The 22,706-nt window shown below is 47.2% G+C and carries 20 protein-coding genes; 18 read left to right on the top strand and 2 right to left on the bottom strand.

What is annotated here, in order from left to right:
• The first annotated feature begins 102 nt into the window (after positions 1-102).
• Complete coding sequence (locus AC2CGA_RS08295) at positions 103-1,110, top strand: LLM class flavin-dependent oxidoreductase (RefSeq protein ID WP_003151601.1); 1,008 nt, start codon at positions 103-105, stop codon at positions 1,108-1,110.
• A 34-nt stretch (positions 1,111-1,144) separates the two neighbouring features.
• Here AC2CGA_RS08295 and araR read toward each other — a convergent pair whose 3' ends face one another.
• Positions 1,145-2,233: an arabinose utilization transcriptional regulator AraR gene (gene araR / locus AC2CGA_RS08290; RefSeq protein ID WP_003151603.1), complete on the bottom strand. Its 1,089-nt coding sequence runs from the start codon at positions 2,231-2,233 to the stop codon at positions 1,145-1,147.
• A gap of 255 nt (positions 2,234-2,488) precedes the next feature.
• Here araR and araE point away from each other — a divergent pair, with 255 nt between their 5' ends.
• The 17 genes from araE (at position 2,489) to AC2CGA_RS08205 (ending at position 22,142) form a co-directional block, all read left to right on the top strand.
• Positions 2,489-3,883: an arabinose-proton symporter AraE gene (gene araE / locus AC2CGA_RS08285; RefSeq protein WP_003151605.1), complete on the top strand. Its 1,395-nt coding sequence runs from the start codon at positions 2,489-2,491 to the stop codon at positions 3,881-3,883.
• Between the two features lie 264 nt (positions 3,884-4,147).
• Positions 4,148-5,182, top strand: coding sequence for a gapA transcriptional regulator CggR (gene cggR / locus AC2CGA_RS08280; protein WP_003151607.1), 1,035 nt, complete (start codon positions 4,148-4,150; stop codon positions 5,180-5,182).
• 33 nt (positions 5,183-5,215) lie between these two features.
• Positions 5,216-6,223, top strand: coding sequence for a type I glyceraldehyde-3-phosphate dehydrogenase (gene gap, locus AC2CGA_RS08275; RefSeq protein ID WP_003151611.1), 1,008 nt, complete (start codon positions 5,216-5,218; stop codon positions 6,221-6,223).
• A 321-nt stretch (positions 6,224-6,544) separates the two neighbouring features.
• The gene (locus tag AC2CGA_RS08270; RefSeq protein WP_003151616.1) at positions 6,545-7,729 is read left to right on the top strand and encodes a phosphoglycerate kinase; all 1,185 of its coding nucleotides are present in this window, start codon (positions 6,545-6,547) and stop codon (positions 7,727-7,729) included.
• A gap of 25 nt (positions 7,730-7,754) precedes the next feature.
• A complete protein-coding gene (tpiA, locus tag AC2CGA_RS08265) occupies positions 7,755-8,516 on the top strand; it encodes a triose-phosphate isomerase (protein WP_003151618.1) in 762 nt (253 codons plus the stop codon).
• Positions 8,509-10,044, top strand: coding sequence for a 2,3-bisphosphoglycerate-independent phosphoglycerate mutase (gpmI, locus tag AC2CGA_RS08260; protein ID WP_003151620.1), 1,536 nt, complete (start codon positions 8,509-8,511; stop codon positions 10,042-10,044). Before tpiA ends, gpmI begins: the two co-directional genes overlap by 8 nt.
• A 27-nt stretch (positions 10,045-10,071) precedes the next feature.
• On the top strand, positions 10,072-11,364 hold the full coding sequence (gene eno, locus AC2CGA_RS08255) for a phosphopyruvate hydratase (protein WP_003151625.1): 1,293 nt from the start codon (positions 10,072-10,074) through the stop codon (positions 11,362-11,364).
• Positions 11,365-11,532: 168 nt separating this feature from the next.
• Entirely contained in the window at positions 11,533-12,813 is a 1,281-nt protein-coding gene (locus tag AC2CGA_RS08250; RefSeq protein ID WP_043867438.1) for a M28 family peptidase, read from the top strand.
• Positions 12,814-13,078: 265 nt separating this feature from the next.
• Complete coding sequence (locus AC2CGA_RS08245; RefSeq protein WP_003151628.1) at positions 13,079-14,413, top strand: nucleotide sugar dehydrogenase; 1,335 nt, start codon at positions 13,079-13,081, stop codon at positions 14,411-14,413.
• Between the two features lie 48 nt (positions 14,414-14,461).
• Complete coding sequence (locus tag AC2CGA_RS08240) at positions 14,462-15,592, top strand: DegT/DnrJ/EryC1/StrS family aminotransferase (protein ID WP_014305849.1); 1,131 nt, start codon at positions 14,462-14,464, stop codon at positions 15,590-15,592.
• On the top strand, positions 15,589-16,518 hold the full coding sequence (locus tag AC2CGA_RS08235; protein ID WP_014305848.1) for an NAD-dependent epimerase/dehydratase family protein: 930 nt from the start codon (positions 15,589-15,591) through the stop codon (positions 16,516-16,518). The genes AC2CGA_RS08240 and AC2CGA_RS08235 overlap by 4 nt, the downstream gene beginning before the upstream one ends.
• Positions 16,484-17,740, top strand: a complete 1,257-nt coding sequence (locus tag AC2CGA_RS08230) for an aminotransferase class V-fold PLP-dependent enzyme (protein ID WP_265423105.1) — start codon at positions 16,484-16,486, stop codon at positions 17,738-17,740. Before AC2CGA_RS08235 ends, AC2CGA_RS08230 begins: the two co-directional genes overlap by 35 nt.
• 11 nt (positions 17,741-17,751) lie before the next feature.
• Entirely contained in the window at positions 17,752-18,633 is an 882-nt protein-coding gene (locus AC2CGA_RS08225) for a GNAT family N-acetyltransferase (RefSeq protein ID WP_046560068.1), read from the top strand.
• On the top strand, positions 18,606-19,364 hold the full coding sequence (locus AC2CGA_RS08220; RefSeq protein ID WP_003151633.1) for a WbqC family protein: 759 nt from the start codon (positions 18,606-18,608) through the stop codon (positions 19,362-19,364). Before AC2CGA_RS08225 ends, AC2CGA_RS08220 begins: the two co-directional genes overlap by 28 nt.
• A complete protein-coding gene (locus AC2CGA_RS08215; protein WP_003151634.1) occupies positions 19,327-20,004 on the top strand; it encodes a PIG-L deacetylase family protein in 678 nt (225 codons plus the stop codon). Before AC2CGA_RS08220 ends, AC2CGA_RS08215 begins: the two co-directional genes overlap by 38 nt.
• Before the next feature lie 7 nt (positions 20,005-20,011).
• On the top strand, positions 20,012-20,932 hold the full coding sequence (locus AC2CGA_RS08210) for a TIM barrel protein (RefSeq protein ID WP_015387694.1): 921 nt from the start codon (positions 20,012-20,014) through the stop codon (positions 20,930-20,932).
• Complete coding sequence (locus AC2CGA_RS08205; protein WP_043867435.1) at positions 20,907-22,142, top strand: MFS transporter; 1,236 nt, start codon at positions 20,907-20,909, stop codon at positions 22,140-22,142. The genes AC2CGA_RS08210 and AC2CGA_RS08205 overlap by 26 nt, the downstream gene beginning before the upstream one ends.
• Positions 22,143-22,185: 43 nt before the next feature.
• Here AC2CGA_RS08205 and AC2CGA_RS08200 read toward each other — a convergent pair whose 3' ends face one another.
• Positions 22,186-22,647: a GNAT family N-acetyltransferase gene (locus tag AC2CGA_RS08200; protein WP_024085812.1), complete on the bottom strand. Its 462-nt coding sequence runs from the start codon at positions 22,645-22,647 to the stop codon at positions 22,186-22,188.
• Positions 22,648-22,706: the final 59 nt, after the last annotated feature.

Here is a 22,706-nt window from a genome sequence, read left to right as displayed (position 1 = left end):
TCATCGAATCAAATTGTTTAACTCACGGGAAAAGCTGTGGTAAGGTGTGTGGTAGAGACCTTGTTTAAGATCTGCTTACACTAAACCATAAAGGAGAAAACGATGGCTGAACATACATTGAAAGATACTGCGTTTTCCGTATTGAATTTATCGCCGGTCGTACAGGGGGGGACGGTTGCTGAATCGTTCCGCAACAGCATGGATTTAGCGCGCCGCGCCGAGGAGTGGGGCTATAACCGCTATTGGCTTGCGGAGCATCATAATATAGAAGGAGTCGCCAGCTCGGCAACGGCGGTGCTGATCGGCCATATCGCCGGCGGCACGAAAAAAATCCGTGTCGGTTCAGGGGGCATTATGCTGCCGAATCATTCGTCACTTATAATCGCGGAGCAATTCGGAACCCTTGAAACGTTATATCCGGGGCGGATTGACCTGGGGCTCGGGCGTGCGCCGGGAACCGACCAATTAACGGCGAGGGCCTTAAGAAGAAACATAAACAGCGGGGAGGATTTCCCGGAGCAGCTTGAAGAATTGAGAAATTACTTCAAACCGTCAGGCAATGTGCGCAATCAAGTCCGCGCCATTCCGGGCGAAGGGCTGGACGTGCCGATTTGGCTTTTGGGATCGAGCGGCTTCAGCGCGCGTCTTGCGGGAGAGCTCGGGCTTCCGTTCGCCTTTGCGGCTCACTTCTCACCGAAAAACACCGTGCCCGCCCTTGAGCTGTACCGAAGCTCCTTCCGTCCGTCAGACGTACTGGATCAACCGTACGCGATGGTCGGCGTCACCGTCATTGCCGCCGATACGGATGAAAAGGCGGAGCATCTGGCGACATCGCATTATCAAAGATTTTTAGACCTCGTCCGCGGCACGCCGAACCAGCTGAAGCCTCCTGTTGAAGACATGGATCAAATCTGGTCGCCGTATGAAAAAGCGATGGTCAATGAACAGCTCAGTTCAACGATCGTCGGCGGACCGGAGCGTGTGAAGGAAAAGCTGGAAAGCTTCATCCGGACAACACAGGCGGATGAAATCATGGTGAATTCAGAAAGCTTTGAGCATGCCGACAGAATGAGATCATTTGAGATCATCGCCGAATTAAAAAGCAGCTGAGCAAAAAAGCAATGTGCCGCGCACATTGCTTTTTTTATTCGCCGATCCGCCTGACGGAATTTCGGATGACGAGTTCCGGTTCATACACGACGTCATCCTTCTTCGGTTTTTTATGCTCTAAGCAGTCGATGACGTATTTTGCCGCCGCTTTCCCCATAATGGATTTCGGATGCTTGACAGAGGTGAGCTTCACCTCGGAAATCTGGGCGAAATGTGAATCATCATAGCCCATGATTGACACGTCATCAGGCACCTTTAATCCGAATTCTCTGAGAAGATTAATCGTCTTCAGCGCAATTTCATCATTATAACAAAGAATGGCCGTCGGGTATGATCCGCTGTTTTGCTCAAGGGTATGCTTAATTTTTTGAAGAAGCACGGTTTCTTTTTCTTCAGTCGTGTAAGTCACGATCATGTCCGGAGACGGAAAAATCCCGCGCTCCCGGTGCGCCTGAAGATAGCCGTTCATCCGTTTGACGCCCTGCGTGTCATCCGCTTTAAAGATTCCCATAATGTGCGTGTGGCCGAGGGACATGACGTATTCGCAAGCCATCATGCCGCCTTTGACATCATTGACGGAAAAGCTCGGTGCGGCCAGCTCCGCATAAGAGGCGTTAATCATGGCAAACGGAATGCCGTTTTTCTCCAGGTTGAGATAGTAGCCGATGTTGGGCGTCTGCAGCGCGCTTTTCGTAGGCTCGACAATCAGCCCGTCTATATTTTTGGACAGCAGGTTTTCAAGGCCCCGCCGCTCACTTTCTGTATTGTTGTTGGTGCTCGTCAGCAGCATGGAATAGCCCTGTTCGCTTAAATAAGATTCAATTCCCCTGATGATGCTCGGGAAAATATAGTCTGATATGTACGTTGTAATGACACCGATCGTTTTGTTTGAATGCATGGCTGATTTCGCCGTGCGTGAAGCGACAAAGGTGCCTCCGCCCTGAACGCTGTACAGCAGCCCCTGCGAGACCAAATCTCCGATCGCCTTTCTGATGGTATGGCGGCTGACCCCGAACTGCTGCATCAGCTCATTTTCCGTAGGCAGCTTTTCGTCCGGCTGTATTTTCCCCTGATTCAGCCATGAACAAATTTCTTCTTTTACTTGAGCATATTTCGGTAGCATATCAATTCCTCCAAAATGTATACGGACAAATTCCAGTATAACATAGTAAGCCCTTTCATCAAGCTGTAAAAATAATTGACAGATTATGAAAAACTGCTTATTCTTTATTTGTACGTACTAATTTTCCTTATTTTTAGATAAAATTCTTTATAAGTACGTACAAATGTGGCGGTTCTGAAGAAAACAAAGCAACTCAAGCGCCGCACTCTGTTTTGTAAGCGTTTTTATTCTATTATTCGCGGGAGGGTAAAATTCATGAAGAATCACCCGGCACCAATTGGCTCAAATGTACCTGTCACTCGGCAGCATTCGAAGTGGTTTGTCATTCTCATCTCATGCGCGGCCGGACTGGGAGGGCTTTTGTACGGTTATGACACGGCGGTGATTTCCGGCGCCATCGGTTTCCTGAAAGATTTGTACCGCTTAAGTCCTTTTATGGAAGGGCTCGTGATTTCAAGCATTATGATCGGCGGTGTTTTCGGCGTCGGAATTTCCGGATTTTTGAGTGACCGGTTCGGACGGAGAAAGATTTTGATGGCAGCGGCGCTGTTGTTTGCGGTGTCAGCGGTTGTCTCTGCGCTTTCTCAAAGTGTGTCTTCCTTAGTGATCGCCAGAGTCATCGGCGGTCTGGGAATCGGCATGGGCTCCTCGCTTTCTGTCACGTATATTACCGAAGCCGCTCCGCCGGCCATACGCGGCAGTCTTTCCTCACTGTATCAGCTGTTTACGATATTAGGGATCTCCGGCACTTATTTTATTAACCTTGCCGTCCAGCAGTCCGGCTCGTATGAATGGGGGGTGCACACCGGCTGGCGGTGGATGCTCGCTTACGGCATGATTCCGTCCGTCATCTTTTTTATCGTGCTGCTTATCGTGCCGGAAAGTCCGCGCTGGCTTGCGAAAGCGGGGCGCCGGAATGAAGCCCTCGCCGTGCTGACGCGCATTAACGGCGAGCAGACCGCGAAAGAAGAAATCAAACAAATCGAAACGTCTTTACAATTAGAAAAAATGGGTTCATTGTCTCAGCTGTTTAAACCGGGGCTGAGAAAAGCGCTTGTGATCGGGATTCTGCTGGCTTTATTCAATCAGGTCATCGGCATGAACGCAATTACGTATTACGGGCCGGAAATTTTCAAAATGATGGGCTTCGGACAAAATGCGGGGTTTATCACGACATGCATCGTCGGTGTCGTTGAAGTGATTTTCACCATTATCGCGGTTCTTTTAGTCGATAAGGTAGGCCGGAAAAAGCTGATGGGGGTCGGATCAGCCTTTATGGCGCTGTTCATGATCTTAATCGGGGCATCCTTTTATTTTCAGCTGGCGAGCGGTCCGGCTTTAGTCGTCATCATATTGGGATTCGTCGCCGCTTTCTGTGTATCAGTCGGGCCGATTACGTGGATCATGATTTCGGAAATCTTTCCGAACCACCTCCGCGCACGCGCCGCCGGTATTGCGACGATATTCTTATGGGGGGCCAACTGGGCGATCGGCCAGTTCGTGCCGATGATGATCAGCGGGTTGGGGCTCGCGTACACCTTCTGGATATTCGCCGTCATTAATATTCTCTGTTTCTTGTTTGTCGTGACGATCTGCCCTGAGACGAAAAATAAATCATTAGAAGAAATAGAAAAACTCTGGATAAAATGAAAGCGTTTTACGACAAAAGTCCGCTCCGGCGGGCTTTTGTCTGTCACCTTCATTCCGTTTCTGTATATAATGACTGTATCAAGGAGATACTGGTAAATCCTGCGAAGAATGTCGAGGAATTGACCTTTAACAGTTGAATTAACAATGTCATCCTGTTAAAATAATTAAAGAAAGCAGACATAATTTTTTTTGGCTATGATGGGACGTTTTTTGTCATAGCGGGACATTTTCTGTCCAGTATGAATAGGAAGGAACGTTTGAGTCATGAACCAGTTAATACAAGCTCAAAAAAAATTATTGCCTGATCTTTTGCTTGTGATGCAGAAAAGATTTGAAATCTTGCAGTATATCAGGCTTACAGAACCGATCGGCCGCAGAAGTCTTGCAGCCAGTCTCGGATTGACCGAGCGCGTTCTCAGAAGCGAGGTTCAGTTCTTAAAAGAACAAAATCTCATCGATATTAAAACAAACGGCATGACAATGACGGAAGAGGGCTATTCACTGCTTTCGATTCTGGAAGATACGATGAAGGATGTTTTAGGATTGACGCTTTTGGAAAAGACATTAAAAGAGCGGCTCAATCTGAAAGACGCCATTATCGTTTCCGGAGACAGCGACCAATCTCCTTGGGTCAAAAAAGAATTAGGGAGAGCGGCCGTTGCATGTATGAAAAAGAGATTTTCAGGCAAAAATATCGTCGCTGTAACCGGCGGTACGACAATTGAAGCCGTCGCCGATATGATGACGCCGGATTCAAAAAACCGCGAGCTCCTGTTTGTGCCCGCAAGAGGCGGTTTAGGCGAAGATGTGAAAAACCAGGCGAACACCATATGCGCGCATATGGCGGAAAAGGCTTCAGGCACTTACCGGCTTTTGTTCGTTCCCGGCCAGCTGTCACAAGGCGCCTACTCATCTATTATTGAAGAGCCTTCCGTAAAAGAGGTGCTTCACACGATTAAATCAGCGAGTATGCTCGTTCACGGAATCGGCGAAGCTAGAACAATGGCGGAGCGAAGAAACACGCCTTTGGAAGATTTGAAGAAAATAGATGACAATCATGCGGTGACAGAGGCATTCGGCTACTACTTTAATGCGGACGGAGAAGTCGTTCACAAGGTGCATTCAGTCGGAATGCAGCTCGATGACCTCGATGCCATTCCCGACATTATCGCGGTAGCGGGCGGATCATCAAAAGCAGAAGCAATCGAAGCTTATTTTAAAAAGCAGCGAAACACGGTTCTCGTCACGGACGAAGGAGCCGCAAAGAAGTTATTAAGGGATAACAGTCCCTCAATATAAATATCTCTCACTTATTTAAAGGAGGAAATAATCATGGCAGTAAAAGTCGGTATTAACGGTTTTGGTCGTATTGGACGTAACGTATTCCGCGCAGCATTAAACAATCCTGAAGTTGAGGTAGTAGCAGTTAACGATTTAACAGACGCTAACATGCTTGCTCATCTTTTACAATATGATTCCGTACACGGAAAATTAGATGCAGAAGTTAAAGTTGACGGCAGCAACCTTGTTGTTAACGGCAAAACAATCGAAGTTTCTGCTGAGCGCGATCCTGCGAAACTCAGCTGGGGCAAACAAGGCGTTGAAATCGTAGTTGAATCTACTGGTTTCTTCACAAAACGCGCAGACGCTGCGAAACACTTAGAAGCAGGCGCGAAAAAAGTTATCATCTCTGCACCTGCTAACGAAGAAGATATCACAATCGTTATGGGTGTTAACGAAGACAAATACGATGCGGCTAACCACCATGTTATCTCTAACGCATCTTGCACAACAAACTGCCTTGCGCCGTTTGCAAAAGTACTTAACGACAAATTCGGCATCAAACGCGGTATGATGACAACTGTTCACTCTTACACAAACGATCAGCAAATTCTTGATCTTCCGCACAAAGACTACCGTCGTGCGCGTGCAGCAGCTGAAAACATCATTCCTACATCAACTGGTGCTGCTAAAGCAGTTTCCCTTGTTCTTCCTGAACTGAAAGGCAAACTGAACGGCGGAGCTATGCGTGTGCCGACTCCAAACGTTTCTCTTGTTGACCTAGTTGCTGAACTTAACAAAGACGTAACGGCTGAAGACGTAAACGCAGCTCTTAAAGAAGCGGCTGAAGGCGATCTTAAAGGAATCCTCGGCTACAGCGAAGAGCCATTAGTATCCGGAGACTACAACGGCAATGCTAACTCTTCTACAATCGATGCTCTTTCTACAATGGTTATGGAAGGCAGCATGGTAAAAGTAATCTCTTGGTACGATAACGAAAGCGGCTACTCTAACCGCGTTGTTGACCTTGCAGCTTACATCGCAAAACAAGGTCTTTAATTCATAGCTCCCGGAAAGGGCCGGACTTGGTTCTTTCGGACAGAAACGCTATAATGAAAGCGGACAAGGGAAGGGGACGGACTCCCTTTCCCTTTTTCCATGAGAACCGGCTTTCAGAAAGCGCCGGATTGCTGCAGAACGTCCGCGTTTTGAAGTTTCCGCGGCACTTTCGTTTTCTGAGCCGCCTGCCCTGGCTCAGAAGACGATCTGCCCCGTGCCCGGAAGCTGCAATCTGCCCCGCGGCGGAAGCATCATGAGGCGGTTTCACGTTTCACGTTTTTCGTGCTATGCAAACCATTTTGAAGGAGGATCTCCTAAGGCATGAATAAAAAAACAGTAAAAGACATCGACGTAAAAGGCAAAGTCGTATTCTGCCGCGTTGACTTTAACGTTCCAATGAAAGACGGGGAAGTAACAGACGATACTCGTATCCGAGCTGCGCTTCCAACAATCAAACACCTTGCAGACCAAGGCGCGAAAGTCCTTCTTGCGAGCCACTTAGGCCGCCCGAAAGGCGAAGTGGTTGAGGAGCTTCGTTTAACTCCTGTCGCTGCACGCTTAGGCGAACTGCTCGGAAAAGAAGTGAAAAAAGCGGATGAAGCTTACGGCGATGCTGTAAAAGCACAAATTTCTGATATGAAGGACGGAGACGTTCTTGTATTGGAAAACGTACGTTTCTACCCTGGTGAAGAGAAAAACGATCCTGAGCTTGCTAAAGCATTTGCTGAGCTTGCGGATGTATATGTCAATGACGCATTCGGTGCTGCCCACCGTGCTCACGCATCTACAGCCGGAATTGCCGAGCATCTGCCGGCGGTTGCAGGATTCCTGATGGAAAAAGAGCTTGACGTTCTCGGCAAAGCCGTGACAAATCCTGAGCGCCCGTTTACGGCAATCATCGGCGGCGCGAAAGTAAAAGACAAAATCGGCGTAATCGAAAGTCTGCTTGATAAAGTGGACAACCTGATCATCGGCGGAGGTCTTGCTTACACATTCGTAAAAGCGCTTGGCTATGAAGTCGGTAAATCTCTTCTTGAAGAAGATAAAATCGAACTTGCAAAATCATTCATGGACCGCGCGAAAGAAAAAGGCGTTAAATTCTATATGCCGGAAGACGTTCTCGTTGCTGATGATTTCTCTAACGATGCAAACGTTCAAATCGTGCCGATCTCTGAGATCCCAAGTGATTTAGAAGCGATCGACATCGGAACGAAAACCCGCGAAACGTACGCTGAAGTTATCAAAAACAGCAAACTTGTCGTATGGAACGGACCTATGGGCGTATTCGAAATCGACTTGTTCGCTCAAGGCACAAAAGCAGTGGCTGAAGCATTGGCAGAGGCAAACGATACATACTCTGTCATCGGCGGAGGAGACTCTGCGGCAGCCGTTGAAAAATTCGGCCTTGCTGACAAAATGAGCCATATCTCAACAGGCGGCGGCGCATCCCTTGAATTCATGGAAGGCAAAGAGCTTCCGGGTGTAGCTGCGCTGAACGATAAATAAAAACTGCTATAAGGAAGTGGAACAGATGAGAAAACCAATTATAGCCGGTAACTGGAAAATGAACAAAACACTCGGCGAAGCTGTCAGCTTCGTTGAAGAAGTGAAATCTTCCATTCCAGCAGCAGACAAAGCGGAAGCCGTTGTTTGCGCACCAGCTCTTTTCTTAGAAAAGCTGACTTCTGCTGTTAAAGGAACTGATCTGAAAGTCGGCGCCCAAAACATGCATTTTGAAGAAAACGGTGCGTTCACAGGTGAAATCAGCCCGGTCGCTCTGAAAGACCTTGGCGTGGATTACTGCGTCATCGGACACTCTGAGCGCCGTGAAATGTTCGCTGAAACTGATGAAACAGTTAACAAAAAAGCGCATGCCGCTTTTAAACACGGCATTGTGCCGATCATTTGCGTAGGTGAAACGCTTGAAGAGCGCGAAGCCGGAAAAACAAATGATCTTGTTGCCGATCAAGTGAAAAAAGGGCTTGCGGGTCTTTCTGAAGAGCAAGTAGCCGCTTCCGTTATTGCGTACGAGCCAATCTGGGCAATCGGAACAGGCAAATCTTCTACAGCGAAAGATGCAAATGACGTCTGCGCGCATATCCGTAAAGTCGTTGCTGAAAGCTTCAGCCAGGAAACTGCTGACAAGCTCCGCATTCAATACGGCGGCAGCGTAAAACCTGCAAATATTAAAGAATATATGGCAGAGTCCGATATTGACGGTGCTTTGGTCGGCGGCGCAAGCCTTGAACCGCAGTCATTCGTTCAATTATTGGAGGAAGGTCAATATGAGTAAAAAACCAGCTGCACTCATCATTCTTGATGGGTTCGGATTACGCAATGAAACAGTCGGAAACGCAGTCGCACAAGCGAAAAAACCGAATTTCGACCGTTATTGGAACCAATACCCTCATCAGACGCTGACGGCATCAGGCGAAGCAGTCGGACTGCCTGAAGGACAGATGGGGAACTCTGAAGTCGGTCATTTAAATATCGGCGCCGGACGTATTGTGTACCAAAGCTTAACACGCGTGAACGTTGCCATCCGCGAAGGCGAATTCGAACGCAATCAAACGTTCCTTGACGCCATCAAAAACGCGAAAGACAACGACAAAGCGCTGCACCTGTTCGGCCTTCTTTCTGACGGAGGCGTACACAGTCACATCAATCATTTATTCGCGCTGCTGAAACTTGCGAAAAGTGAAGGACTGACGAAGGTGTATATTCACGGTTTCCTCGACGGCCGCGATGTAGGTCCGCAAACGGCGAAAACTTACATTCAGCAGCTGAATGAGCAGATCGAAGAAATCGGTGTCGGCGAAATCGCCAGCATTTCCGGACGCTACTACTCCATGGACCGCGACAAACGCTGGGACCGTGTGGAAAAAGCGTACCGCGCAATGGCTTACGGCGAAGGCCCGTCTTACCGCAGCGCGATGGATGTAGTCGACGATTCTTATGCGAACGGCATTCATGATGAATTCGTCATTCCGTCCGTCATCACAAAAGAAAACGGTGAACCCGTTGCGAAAATTCATGACGGCGATTCTGTGATTTTCTATAATTTCAGACCAGACCGCGCCATCCAGATTTCAAACACGTTTACCAACAAAGATTTCCGCGATTTCGACCGCGGTGAAAATCATCCGAAAAACCTGTATTTCGTCTGCCTGACTCACTTCAGTGAATCTGTTGACGGATATGTGGCTTTTAAACCGGTAAACCTTGACAATACGGTCGGTGAAGTATTAGCACAGCACGGGTTAAAACAGCTTCGCATTGCAGAAACTGAAAAGTATCCGCACGTTACGTTCTTTATGAGCGGCGGCCGCGAAGAAGAATTCCCGGGTGAAGAGCGCATCCTCATTAACTCGCCGAAGGTCGCGACATATGACCTGAAGCCTGAAATGAGCGCGTATGAAGTGAAGGATGCTCTTGTAAAAGAAATCGCGGCTGACAAGCACGACGCGATCATCCTGAACTTTGCAAACCCTGACATGGTCGGCCACTCCGGAATGGTCGAACCGACGATTAAAGCAATTGAAGCAGTGGACGAATGCTTAGGCGAAGTGGTTGACGCCATTATCGCTAAAGGCGGACATGCCATCATTACCGCTGATCACGGTAATGCGGACATTCTGATTACAGAAACAGGCGAACCGCACACTGCCCATACGACAAACCCAGTCCCTGTCATTGTGACGAAAGAAGGCGTGACGCTGCGCGAAGGCGGAATCCTAGGCGACCTCGCACCAACGTTATTAGACCTTCTCGGTGTTGAAAAACCGAAAGAAATGACCGGAACATCTTTAATTCAAAAATAAGCGTAAATCAAAAGGAGAGACAAACTCATGCCATACATTGTTGATGTTTATGCACGCGAAGTCCTTGACTCCCGCGGCAACCCGACAGTTGAAGTTGAAGTATATACAGAAACAGGAGCTTTCGGCCGCGCATTAGTGCCAAGCGGAGCTTCTACAGGTGAATACGAAGCGGTTGAGCTTCGTGACGGCGACAAAGACCGTTACCTTGGAAAAGGCGTGTTAACTGCTGTTAACAACGTAAACGAAATCATTGCTCCAGAGCTTCTCGGCTTTGACGTAACTGAACAAAACGCAATCGATCAGCTTTTAATCGAGCTTGACGGTACTGAAAACAAAGGCAAACTCGGTGCGAACGCAATCCTTGGCGTATCTATGGCTTGTGCGCGCGCAGCTGCTGATTTCTTACAGATTCCTCTTTACCAATACCTTGGAGGATTCAACTCAAAAACGCTTCCTGTACCGATGATGAACATCGTAAACGGCGGAGAGCATGCTGACAACAACGTAGACATTCAAGAATTCATGATTATGCCTGTAGGCGCGCCTAACTTCCGTGAAGCGCTTCGCATGGGCGCTCAAATCTTCCACAGCCTGAAATCAGTTCTTTCTGCTAAAGGAATGAACACAGCTGTAGGTGACGAAGGCGGATTCGCTCCGAACCTTGGTTCTAACGAAGAAGCGCTTCAAACAATCGTTGAAGCAATCGAAAAAGCCGGCTTCAAACCTGGCGAAGAAGTGAAGCTTGCTATGGATGCTGCATCTTCTGAGTTCTACAACAAAGAAGACGGCAAATACCATCTGTCTGGCGAAGGCGTTGTGAAAACATCTGCTGAAATGGTTGACTGGTACGAAGAAATGGTGTCTAAATACCCAATCATCTCTATCGAAGACGGACTTGACGAGAACGACTGGGAAGGCCACAAACTTCTTACAGAGCGTCTTGGCAAAAAAGTTCAGCTTGTCGGTGACGACCTTTTCGTTACAAACACGAAAAAGCTTGCTGAAGGTATCAAAAACGGCGTAGGCAACTCTATCCTGATCAAAGTAAACCAAATCGGTACATTGACTGAAACATTCGATGCGATCGAAATGGCGAAACGCGCAGGCTACACTGCCGTTATCTCTCACCGTTCCGGTGAAACTGAAGACAGCACAATCGCTGACATCGCTGTGGCAACTAATGCAGGACAAATCAAAACAGGTGCTCCGTCCCGTACGGACCGTGTTGCGAAATACAACCAGCTTCTTCGCATCGAAGATCAGTTGGCTGAAACTGCTCAATACCACGGTATCAACTCTTTCTATAACTTAAATAAGTAATGTAATGGACGCCGGGAGAATATCTCCCGGCGTTTTTTTATGGTCCCGGGCTTTTCCCTCCTTTTTCATCATCTTCATTTGGTCAATAATATTCATTTTTCCCCTTTTTAAAGGAATCAGTGTTCTTCAATCGAAAGGGAAGAGGTGTTAATAAGAGGAGGGATTATGATGAAATTTTCATTTATGTCAGCCGCGGTGGCAGCAAGCGTCATATGGGGCGCGTCTGCCGGGCCGCTGTCCGAAACTCATGCTTATTCAACTGTGACCGCGCCGGTTTTTGATGCTGATGAGGCATTGGACACTATGCATGATCTGAGTGAAACCATCGGTCCGCGGGAAACCGGAACTGCGAAAGAAAAGGAAGCGGCTGAATACATATCGAATCGTCTGCGGGCTCAGGGCGCCAGTGTCAAAGTACAGTCATTTCCATTGAAAAAGTACTTTTCAGGTTCAGTCACAGCGGGAGATCATGAATTCCCGCTCCGCTCCGCTGATCAATCCGCTGTTGAAAAAGAGCTCAAAATAGAAGGCGGGATTTTTGACGGCGGCTGCGGATCACGCAATGACGTAACAGGAGCCAAAGGAAAGATTGCAGTGATACGCGAAGGAAAGATCCCCGTTTCTCAAAAGATCAAACATGCCGAACAAGCGGGAGCCAAAGCAGTCATTATTTATAATCAGACAACAAAACCGCTCGCCGTCCGTCCGCATACCGATAAAGGAATCACGATACCGGCGGCGGGTATGAAAAAAGAAGACGGTGAAGCATTGCTTCAGGAAAAGAAGGCAGTCATTCAATTTAAAAACTATAAAAACCGCACCTCACAAAATATTATAGGAACGCGCAAAGCGGCACAGGCCAACTCTTCTGATGCTGATATTATTTATGTCACAGCGCATTATGACAGCGTAAAAGGCGCGCCCGGAGCGGATGATAACGCCTCAGGCACATCTGCCGTTCTGGAAATCAGCAAGCAACTCAAACATATACCGAAAGACAAAGAGATCCGCTTTATCCTGTTCGGTGCAGAAGAATTATGGTCTGCGGGTTCATCTTATTACGTCAGTACACTCACGAACAATGAAAGAAAGCACAGCCGGGCCAATTTTAATGCCGATATGATTGCGACTGACTGGGAAGAAGCGAGTCAAATGTGTGTCACGACTCCTGACGGCAGGGAAAACCCGAGTGTCCGGTATGCTGAAAAAGCCGCTGAAAAATCCCGGTTGGTCAAGCCAAACCTGATTCAGCTCGGTTACTCAGACCATGTCTCTTTTTATGAAGCGGGGATTCCGTCGGCTAACTGGATTTGGCTCAGCCCCGATACACAGGAGCCGGGGCCCTGGTACCACACCGAAAATGATAATATGAAACACATCAGCAAAGAACGGCTAGAGAAAGCTGGAGCACTCGTTTCCGCGGCAGTAACTGAGGCAATGAAGGAATAAAAAACAGGCTTCGGCCTGTTTTTTTATATTATTTTCTGTATATTCTATCAATTAAGGGAGATTTTCTCACTCGTTACCAGATATATACCATTTAACAGGATTTTATTTTACAAATAAAAGAAAAATAAATAGATAATACCTAATTCACAAAAGGATGTAAAACTCATTTATCAAATTTTAACTTTTGTTATAATTGCGATATCGATCGATATTTGTTTTAAATTGTAAAAAACAATACTCTTTTCTATCTATTAGGGGGCGAAAAATGAATACTGTCACAAAAGAAGCCAGCAACCTTGGTCAAAAACGGCTGTTACATCTGATTGAAACGAAGCAGGCGATAGTAGGCGTGTTAGGCATGGGATATGTGGGATTTCCTCTTGCGCTGGAATGTGTCGATAAAGGATACAATGTTATCGGATTTGACAAAAACAGTGAAAAGGTTTCCTTGTTAGCCGCCGGAAGCAGCCATATTCAAGATATAGAGGACGGCAGACTGAACTCGGCTTTACAAACAAAACGCTTTCAAATCAGCGCCGACATGTCGCTCATCCAAAAATGCGACATCATTGTGATATGTGTGCCGACACCCCTGAACAAAAAAGACAAGATCCCCGATTTAACCTACATCGACAGTGCAGTTGACAGCATGATCGCTTATGGAAGGCAGCATCAGCTTTTAATTTTAGAAAGCACCACCTATCCCGGAACAACGAAAAAAAAGATTGCCGACAGAATGGCATCAAGCCGCGGCATGAAAATAGGAACAGACTTTTTTACGGCTTATTCTCCGGAAAGAATCGATCCGGGCAACAGGCAATATGAAGTTTCAGATATTCCTAAAGTAGTCGGCGGAACCACACAGACTTGCACAGAACTTGCCTCAGCGTTTTACAACACCATTGTTACAAGCATTCACCCGGTCACCTCACCCGAAGTAGCTGAAACAGCTAAACTCCTAGAGAATACTTATCGTTATGTCAATATAGCTCTTATCAATGAAATGGCGCTTAATTGCCGTGAACTTGATATTGATATATGGGAAGTCATCTGCGCGGCGGACACGAAGCCGTTCGGCTTTCAAAAATTTATCCCTGGCCCCGGAGTCGGAGGCCATTGTATCCCGATTGATCCTTTTTACTTCAAATGGATCGCGAATGAAAAAGGGCTGCAGACAAAATTAATTGATCTGGCGGACGAAATCAATTCTAACATGCCGATTTCTGTCTCTGACTATGCTTTGAAACTGGCGGGCAAAGACAAATGCAGCATCTTAATAATAGGGGCCGCTTATAAAAAAAATACAAATGACCCGCGTGAATCCTCAGTGTTTACGATAATGGAAGAATTGATGGACAAGGGATGCGCGATTGATTATCATGATCCGTTTATCAGCGAGATCCGCTTGAATGACGGAAGCCGCAAACAATCTGTCCCTTTCACAAAAGAACAAATCAATCAGTACGACGTCATCATCATTCATACAGATCACGATGTAATCGACTACAGTATTTTGAAGGATGCCTCACCGATTATCTTTGACACAAGAAATGTATGCAGGGAAAAATCAGCCGACAATTGCAGAGTTGTCACTTTATAGGAGGGAAGGGTCATTAGTAATCGATTTATCTCTTTTCACAGACCTGATATGACAAACGAAGAAATCGCAAGCGTAACCGAAACGATTCAGTCGGGCTGGATTTCGAAAGGCCCGAAGGTAATCGATTTTGAAAAAAAGCTGGGAGAATGTATTGGAGCCGAACACGTCATCAGCTGTAATTCAGGAACCGCTGCCTTACATATGGCTTTATTGGCGCTCGGTGTGGGAGAAGGCGATGAAGTCATCGTGCCGAGCTTCACGTTCTGTTCCAGCGTCAATGTCATCCTGCACGCCGGAGCCGTTCCGGTGTTTGCGGATATATGCGAGAAAAGTCTATGTGCCGATCCTGAAGATGTCAGGAAGAAAATAACGCCGCGCACAAAAGCGGTAATTGCGGTTCATTTTGCCGGCTATCCGGCTGATCTGGAAAACTTGCAGTCCATTTGTAAAGAAAACGGATTGTATCTGATTGAAGACGCCGCTCATGCGCTCGGTACAAAATATAACGGAAGCATGATCGGCACTCACGGTGATGCCGTGTGCTTCAGCTTTTATGCCACCAAAAATATTACAACGGGGGAAGGCGGAGCCCTCGTCATGAAAGACGAACAGGCCGCAGAAAGAGCGAGGCTGTACGGCTGGCACGGCATCACAAAAAATGCCTGGAACCGGTACGGTGAAAAAGGCAGCTGGAGATACGACGTGTTACTGCCGGGTTTTAAATATAATATGACGGATATTCAGGCCGCGCTCGGTCTGGTTCAATTGAAGCGCGCAAACGAAATTCAAGAAAAACGGGCACAGATCGCTCAATTTTATGTACGTGAACTGTCGGGCCAATCTGACAAAGCAGCGCTTCCGCTTTCTGACATTCCGAACGGCATAACGCACTCATGGCATTTATTTATTTTGCGGATCCGAGAGAACGGCGGCATGGACAGAGATCTGTTTATTGAGAAAATGAAAGAAAAACAGATCGGGCTGAGCGTGCACTTTATTCCCGTGCATATGCATCCTTACTATCAAAAACATTTTCCGGCCGAGCTTCCGGTTACTGAACGTGTTTTCCGGGAGATCGTGTCACTGCCTCTTTACAGCCAGTTATCAGATGAGGATTGCAGCTATATTGTCAAGTCTATAAAAGAAGTTTTGACTATCAGCCAGGAGGTAGGATCATGAAACATATTGCGATTATCGGAGGAGCCGGTTTTATCGGAAGCGAATTGGCGGCATTATTACAGGCTAAAGGTTATCACACCATTATTGCAGACCAAAAAGAGCCGGCTTTTGACACTGAATACCGCCAAACGGATATCCTTGACCGGACGTCCCTCCGCGAATCACTGCAGGGAGCGGATGCGGTTGTCCATTTGGCGGCAATGGTCGGTGTAGACAGCTGCCGAAGCAATGAAGAAGACGTCATACGGGTTAATTTTGAAGGAACGAAAAATGTCACCGAGGTATGCGGTGAATTGGGAATCAGCACACTTCTTTTCTCATCGAGCTCAGAAGTATTCGGAGATTCACCTGATTTTCCTTATACCGAGACAAGCAGAAAGCTTCCGAAATCGGCTTACGGAAAAGCCAAACTGCAATCAGAGGAATATTTGAGAGAACAGGCTTCCGACGAGCTTCATATTCGGGTCGTCCGGTACTTTAATGTATACGGGCCGAAACAGCGCGAGGATTTTGTCATCAACAAGTTTTTCAGCCTGGCCGAGAATGGCTCTGAGCTGCCTCTTTACGGGGACGGCGGACAAATACGCTGCTTCAGCTACATCAGTGATATCGTCACCGGAACTTATCTCGCGCTCATTCATGAGGGAGCCGTCTTTGAAGACTTTAATATCGGGAACGACCAGCCGATCACGATAAAAGAACTGGCTGAAAAAGTCAATGTGCTCTCTGGCAGAGAGAAGGATAACTATCTGTTTAAAAAGCTGGGCGAAGACGGCGTGAGGGGAAAAGACATCGAGATTTTTAAACGGGCGCCGTCAATCGAGAAGGCGAAACGTTTACTTGGTTACGCTCCAAAAGTAAGTCTGAATGAAGGCCTGGAGATCATAAAAGATGAAAGACAAAAGCACAAACTTTCACTTTCCTGAAAACCCGGAAGTAGTCAAATATCCCGTTTATCCCGGACAGCTTTCCGTCAGGGGCCGTCTGCGCGCGGTGAAGCACTTGCTTACTGGCGGACAAAGCGGACTGACTGAAAAACTGGAAAAACGGTATGGAAAAGGGGTTGTGCTGACCTCCAGCGGCAGTGCGGCACTGGTGCTCGCCTTAACTTATTCGGGAGCCGGGCCGGGGAAAGAAGTGATTTTCTCATCCTTCAGCTGCCCGAATGTCATTGATGCCGTATTGCAATCCGGTGCAACGCCTGTTTTTGCGCAGCTGGATGAGCATCTTTCTTTATCGTTTGAGGATGTCAAAAAAAAAGCGACGCGGCAGACGTGTGCGGTTATCCTCACGCACGTATACGGCCGGAGAGAAAATACCGCCATCATTGACTGGGCGAAGGAACACGGTATTTTTGTCATTGATGATGCCGCTCAAGCCATGTTTACAAAACAAGCGGATACATATGCCGGCGGTCTGGGCGATTTCGGTGTTTTAAGCTTCGGCCCGTCAAAACCGCTTGCGAGTATCGGAGGCGGCGCGTTAATCGCGCCGAAAGAATGGCTTCGGCAAAAAGCAAATCTCCCGATGGAACAGCGCAGCCAAGTGGCAGCTGACTATCGAATTTATATCAGAAATCAAAGAATACAGGCTGTTATGAAACGGAAACGGCATCATCCCCTTTCATATATTTATAGGAAAGCGGGCGTCATGCCTTCCATGAAAGCCACTAAGCTCGAAGCTCTGCCGGATAAACCGGCTGTTGTACCGGTGCTTCGCATGCATCCGGCAAGGGAAGCCATTATTGAAGATCAGCTTTCACGTATGGATCAGCTTGTAACAGCTTCGCTCCGAAACTTACAAGCGGCGGGAGAAATCTTTATAAAGGCGGAAGAGACGTACGGCATAAAGATGATCCAGCCCCAAGAAGGAGAACATCTGAATTATTTAACGATTGTATTCCCCCGGGATGAAGAGCGGTACGGGTGTTCCGTTTATTTAGCTGAAAGAGGCATCCAAACATGCTGGAACTATCTTCCCCTCGGACGTATTCCGATTTATGAAACATATGCGGCGGAAGAAGGGGAAGATCCGCTTTGGAAAAGAGTTCTTTCTCTGCCGTTTAAACCTCCTCTTCAAAAGGAGCAAGTCAGATATATAGCCGAATCCGTTTTATCATATTGTGAGCAAAAGAATAAGACTGAATAGTGGTGATAACAATGCAAAAAACAGCAGTATGCACGAGCCGCCAGGCATGGGATCGGGCCGCTGACATGTATCAGGCGGGGTTGTTTCAAAGCTATGATTGGGGAATTCTCATGGAAGAGCTTCCCGGCACGTCATTTCACCCTGTCAGACTGACAACGGACGGAGGACAGGTCATCTATCTTCCGCTTTTTGAACAGAAGGGCGTATTATCCGGCAATATGATCGGATACGGCGGCGTTATTTCAGATCGCCCCATCTCATTTGAATGGCTTCAAAGTGAAATCGAGGCCATATTCGGCCGGAACATATCCCGGATGCTGCTGCCGTACGGTCAGACTTCTTTTACAGAAGAAATCGGGGAAGGGTGGACGGAAAAGGCGACACGGATTCTTACGCTTCCGGACACGTTTGACGAACTTTGGACGGGCATTTCCGGAAAAGCCCGGACGGCAGTCAGATACGCTGAAAAAGAGAATATTGTCACCAGGCTGATCGGGCGACAAGAACTTGAATCATTTTACGACCTCTACAAGGAGCATACGGCGGCAATCGGCGCTGCTTATGTGCTGAGTCAAGGATTTTTCCAAAAACTGCTTGACACGTTTGGGGACCGGATGTTTTGGGTCGGAGCATATCAGGATGAGACGCTGATCAGCAGCAGTATTTTTCTCTATGACCGCTCTCATTTCTATTATTGGCAGAATGTAAACAGCCTTGCGGGAAAAAAAGCGCAGGCCTCTTACTTGTTGATGCGTGACGCTTTGCAATTCGCCATTTGCCGCAAGCTTCAATGGGCTGATTTTGGCTATTCACACAGTAAAGAAATCGCAAGACCGAAACGATATTGGGGAGCTGAAGAAAAACAATGCCGACTTTTTACGAAACCGGAATGAAAACAATAAGCGGCCATCAATCCAGTTATCTGCCGTGGTACGGTTTTTTTGAAAAAATGTATAAGTCGGATCTGTTTGCCATTCATGACACGGCTCAATTTGAGAAAAAAGGGTTTCTGAACCGCAACAGAATCAAAACGCCGCAGGGCCCCAGATGGCTGACGGTGCCTTTGCAGATGAAACAATATAAAGACATAGAGCTTCGGCATATGAAAATCGACCAGACACAGGATTGGCGGAAAAAACATTGGATGGCGATTAAGATGAACTATGCGAAAGCTCCCTATTTTGAGCGGTACCAGCATTTTTTTCAAGATGTCTATCAGAGGGAGTGGGAATATCTCCATGATTTGAATATGCACATCATTGAATTTTTCCGAAAAGAGCTCCGAATCGAAACGCCGCTCTGTTATGTCTCTGAGCTTGAATGCCGGAAGGAGAAAAAAAGCGATTTTGTTTTAGCGCTTTGTCAGGAGCTGGGGGCGGATCGTTATTATTCAGGCAGTCAGGGTTCCGACTATTTAATAGAAAGCGATTTTGAAAGAAACGGAATTGTCATTGAGTATCAGCAGATCCGGCATTTTGACTATCCTCAATTATTCGGGGAGCATATCCCTCACCTCTCCATGCTTGATATGCTGATGAACTGCGGAGCGGATACAGCTGAAATGTTAGTTAAAGGAGGGCAATATGATGAAAGTAATGGTATTTGCAGCGCATCCCGACGATGAAATTATCGGCGTCGGCGGCACGCTCGCCAAACATGTCCGCCAAGGTGACAGCGTGTCGGCAGTCATTATGGCGGAAGGCAAGTCATCAAGAAAAACGGATTATGAGAAGCCTGAAGAGTCTGTTATGCAGCATTCTGCTCAAGAAACGGAACAAGCGCTCAGCACTTTGGGCATCCATGATTTTGTCAGGCTGAACCTTCCTGATAACAGAATGGATTCAATGGATTTGCTGGATGTCGTGAAGGAAGCGGAGAAACAAATCAATCGTTTTCAGCCTGACATTGTATATACCCAGTACGGCGGTGACATTAATATTGACCACTCCGTCGTATTCAGAGCGGTCATGACCGCAACCCGTCCGCTTCCCGGCCATACGGTAAAACGGGTTTTTGCCTATGAAACATTGTCTTCGACGGAATGGAATTATTGTCAGAAGGATCAGTTTCATGCCAATTTCTTCGTTAATATTGAAGACGAGCTTGAAACAAAATTGAAATCGATGGCGTGTTACGGCTCCGAGCTCAGAGACTTCCCTCATCCCCGCTCTTTGCAGGCAATCGAACATAATGCCCGTGTATGGGGAGCAAAATCGGGTTTTTCCGCTGCGGAAGCGTTTATGCTTGTGAGAGGAACATGGTGACTGTCCTATGATTGCTCAAATTCCGTTTTTCGGACTTGATCCGAAGCAAATCGATGAGAAATGGGTGGAAGCGGGATACGGTCTGGAAGCGAATATTTTTGACGGCCGCTCCTTTAGTGAAGCGGATTATCTCAAAACATTCAATCAGACGCTGGAATATGCAAAACAGCTTGATCCTTCATTATTGACGCTGCATTTCCCGACAGATCATGCCGATTATGTGCATGAAGATCACATCAAAAAACAGCTTTATCACTTTGCGGAGCTCGCTGTGAAATACGGCGCCAAAGGCATAACCGTTCATGCGAATCAATTTATGACGGTTGAGGAATTTCAAGTGTATGACCTGGAAGGAAACCGTAAAAAAATCATTGAGTTTTTCGCAGAGTTTGATGAGCAGCTGAAAGGGACGGACATTTGGATCGGTGTGGAAAACCTTCCGATCATCGGGAATCTGGGAGAGGATTTTGATCCGATTTTCATTTATCCTGAGGATTTTACAGAGCTGGTTCAGCTGGATCTGAAGCATGTCGGTATTACGTGGGATCTGTGCCATTGGGCGATTACCTATCAGACTCACTTGTCTTCCGCGCTTATGTTCAGAAATGACCAGCTGAGATACCCGGATTTCTTTCAGTTTCTCTCGATAAAAGAGAGCATTAAACATTATCACTTCAGCTCATTTCGCCAGCTTGCGTTCCCGCATGGCGGCGTCCGCTGTTTTGAGGGCCGCCATCCGAGTGAAGGGACGATCGCTGAGGAGCTGCTGAGACGGGCTGCCGATACTTTGCAGGAGCTTTATCGGAATCAAGATACCGGCATTGTATTTGAGGTGATGGAAGAGGATTATACGGAAAGACGGGAATCATGGAGAACGCTGGAATGGTTCGGCGGTGTTTCTGATGCCGAGGATCAAAAAAGGGCCTGATATGACATATCGAACACCGAACTATGCAAAGCTTTGGTGTGCGCAGGTGTTTTCTTCAGCGGCGGACGGTATCTGGCTTATTGCACTGCCGCTGTTAGTGCTGGAATTGACCGGCAGTAAAATTCTTGTCGGCGTTATTTCTTTTATCGAACTCGTGCCGTTGACATTTGGCGTGCTGGCGGGACCGCTGATTGATTTATTCCGAAAAAAATCGATCTTGTATTTGTGCAATACGGGCCGGGCCGTCATCATGATCCTCTTGGCGGTGCTCAGCGCGAACGATTTATTAACCGTGTGGATAGCAGGGGTGTGCGCCTTTTGTCTATCTCTGCAATCGATGCTGTTTGCGCCGGCGAAAGTCGCGATCATTCCGCTGCTCGTCCGCAAACAGCATCTTGATCAGGCGACATCTCTGATCAATACGAGTGACTTGATCGGACTCATCGTCGGAAAACTGATCAGCGGAATCATGATTGCGGCTATTCCGTTCGGGCTGCTGTTTGCCATAAACGGAACTGCTTTTTTTATCTCCGCGGCATTTATCGCGTTCATTCGTATTTCAGAACAGCCCAATGAAAAAAGCAACGGGGCTGAAGATGTAAAAGCCGGCTACAGAATGCTGAAAGGAAATGCGGCATGGCTGACATCGGTCGGATACTTTTTCGTCGTAAATCTCGTCATTGCCGGTCTTATTTCAGTAATGGGGCCGATTCTTGCTGTGGAACGTTTTCAGCAGAACTATTCTGTATGGTTTGCCGTCATGTATTCAATGTTTCAGGCGGGGATGCTTTTGGGCAATCTGGCCGTATTTTTCAAATGGAATACAAAACGCTTGAACCGGCTGTATCCGCGGACGTTAACGGCAGCGGGACTGCTCATTTTGGTGCTGTTTTTTCCGCTTCACGGGTTTGAGTGCATCATTTTCCTGGTGCTTGGCATCATCATCTCGTATATTGATGTGCAAACGGTGCTGTATTTCCAAAAGACGGTTCCGGCCGCATATTTCGGAAGGGTTTTTGCACTGATTTTTTCCATTGTCAAAATGGGTGAACCGCTGTCTGCCGCTGTCTACACAGGGCTTCTGCTGTTGATGAATGCGGATTATATTTTTGCGGCGGTCGGACTGACCCTTACGATCGTTTTTGCTGTTTTTTCAGTCAGACAAGGGAGTCAAAGAAATTCAGAGAAACAAGCGGATCAATCCGTCTGAATGGTAAACGAAGGGGCGCCGGTATCAGCCGGCGCCCTTTTTATCATAAATCCAAATAAAGCCGTATCATATCCCGGCATTGAATGCCGTTTTCAAAAATGTCTTCATCATAATGTCTGATAAAAAAATCATGGTCGACAGCCTGAATGCGGAATCCGCATTTTTGATAGAGTGACAGCTGATGAATACTGGAATTTCCGGTGCCGATTTCAATCGTGTCAGCTCCCGATTGTCTCGCTTTTTCAATGGCATCTTGCACCAGCTGTTTTCCGAATCCCCTGTTCTGCAGCGATTCTTTTACCGCGATGTTTACGATTTCTATCGTTTTAGGCCTTGTTTGCAATAAAACGTAAACCCCTGCAAGCTCGTCTGACGTCCAAGCCGTATAGCATTCTCCTCTTACAAGATAATCATCGACAATCTCTTTCGACGGATCGGCCAGCAGCAATAGTTCATACAGCGCTTCATCCGGATCCGCGGCTTTTCGGATGCTCAGTTTTTGCATGTCCGTTTCTCCTCCTCCGTTATGATCGACAGCTATTTTTCAAAATAACTCCAAAATCA

The sequence above is a fragment of the Bacillus sp. SYZHCR11 genome (assembly GCF_057196865.1).
Note: the sequence above shows the minus strand (reverse complement) of the source record. Positions and strands in the feature narration are given on the sequence as shown.

What these genes read in the sequence shown, in the direction of transcription:
- AC2CGA_RS08295 (WP_003151601.1), top strand. Translation starts at nt 103, where the DNA reads ATGGCTGAACATACATTGAAAGATACTGCGTTTTCCGTATTGAATTTA.
- araR (WP_003151603.1), bottom strand. Translation starts at nt 2,233, where the DNA reads ATGCTACCGAAATATGCTCAAGTAAAAGAAGAAATTTGTTCATGGCTG.
- araE (WP_003151605.1), top strand. Translation starts at nt 2,489, where the DNA reads ATGAAGAATCACCCGGCACCAATTGGCTCAAATGTACCTGTCACTCGG.
- cggR (WP_003151607.1), top strand. Translation starts at nt 4,148, where the DNA reads ATGAACCAGTTAATACAAGCTCAAAAAAAATTATTGCCTGATCTTTTG.
- gap (WP_003151611.1), top strand. Translation starts at nt 5,216, where the DNA reads ATGGCAGTAAAAGTCGGTATTAACGGTTTTGGTCGTATTGGACGTAAC.
- AC2CGA_RS08270 (WP_003151616.1), top strand. Translation starts at nt 6,545, where the DNA reads ATGAATAAAAAAACAGTAAAAGACATCGACGTAAAAGGCAAAGTCGTA.
- tpiA (WP_003151618.1), top strand. Translation starts at nt 7,755, where the DNA reads ATGAGAAAACCAATTATAGCCGGTAACTGGAAAATGAACAAAACACTC.
- gpmI (WP_003151620.1), top strand. Translation starts at nt 8,509, where the DNA reads ATGAGTAAAAAACCAGCTGCACTCATCATTCTTGATGGGTTCGGATTA.
- eno (WP_003151625.1), top strand. Translation starts at nt 10,072, where the DNA reads ATGCCATACATTGTTGATGTTTATGCACGCGAAGTCCTTGACTCCCGC.
- AC2CGA_RS08250 (WP_043867438.1), top strand. Translation starts at nt 11,533, where the DNA reads ATGAAATTTTCATTTATGTCAGCCGCGGTGGCAGCAAGCGTCATATGG.
- AC2CGA_RS08245 (WP_003151628.1), top strand. Translation starts at nt 13,079, where the DNA reads ATGAATACTGTCACAAAAGAAGCCAGCAACCTTGGTCAAAAACGGCTG.
- AC2CGA_RS08240 (WP_014305849.1), top strand. Translation starts at nt 14,462, where the DNA reads ATGACAAACGAAGAAATCGCAAGCGTAACCGAAACGATTCAGTCGGGC.
- AC2CGA_RS08235 (WP_014305848.1), top strand. Translation starts at nt 15,589, where the DNA reads ATGAAACATATTGCGATTATCGGAGGAGCCGGTTTTATCGGAAGCGAA.
- AC2CGA_RS08230 (WP_265423105.1), top strand. Translation starts at nt 16,484, where the DNA reads ATGAAAGACAAAAGCACAAACTTTCACTTTCCTGAAAACCCGGAAGTA.
- AC2CGA_RS08225 (WP_046560068.1), top strand. Translation starts at nt 17,752, where the DNA reads ATGCAAAAAACAGCAGTATGCACGAGCCGCCAGGCATGGGATCGGGCC.
- AC2CGA_RS08220 (WP_003151633.1), top strand. Translation starts at nt 18,606, where the DNA reads ATGCCGACTTTTTACGAAACCGGAATGAAAACAATAAGCGGCCATCAA.
- AC2CGA_RS08215 (WP_003151634.1), top strand. Translation starts at nt 19,327, where the DNA reads ATGAAAGTAATGGTATTTGCAGCGCATCCCGACGATGAAATTATCGGC.
- AC2CGA_RS08210 (WP_015387694.1), top strand. Translation starts at nt 20,012, where the DNA reads ATGATTGCTCAAATTCCGTTTTTCGGACTTGATCCGAAGCAAATCGAT.
- AC2CGA_RS08205 (WP_043867435.1), top strand. Translation starts at nt 20,907, where the DNA reads ATGCCGAGGATCAAAAAAGGGCCTGATATGACATATCGAACACCGAAC.
- AC2CGA_RS08200 (WP_024085812.1), bottom strand. Translation starts at nt 22,647, where the DNA reads ATGCAAAAACTGAGCATCCGAAAAGCCGCGGATCCGGATGAAGCGCTG.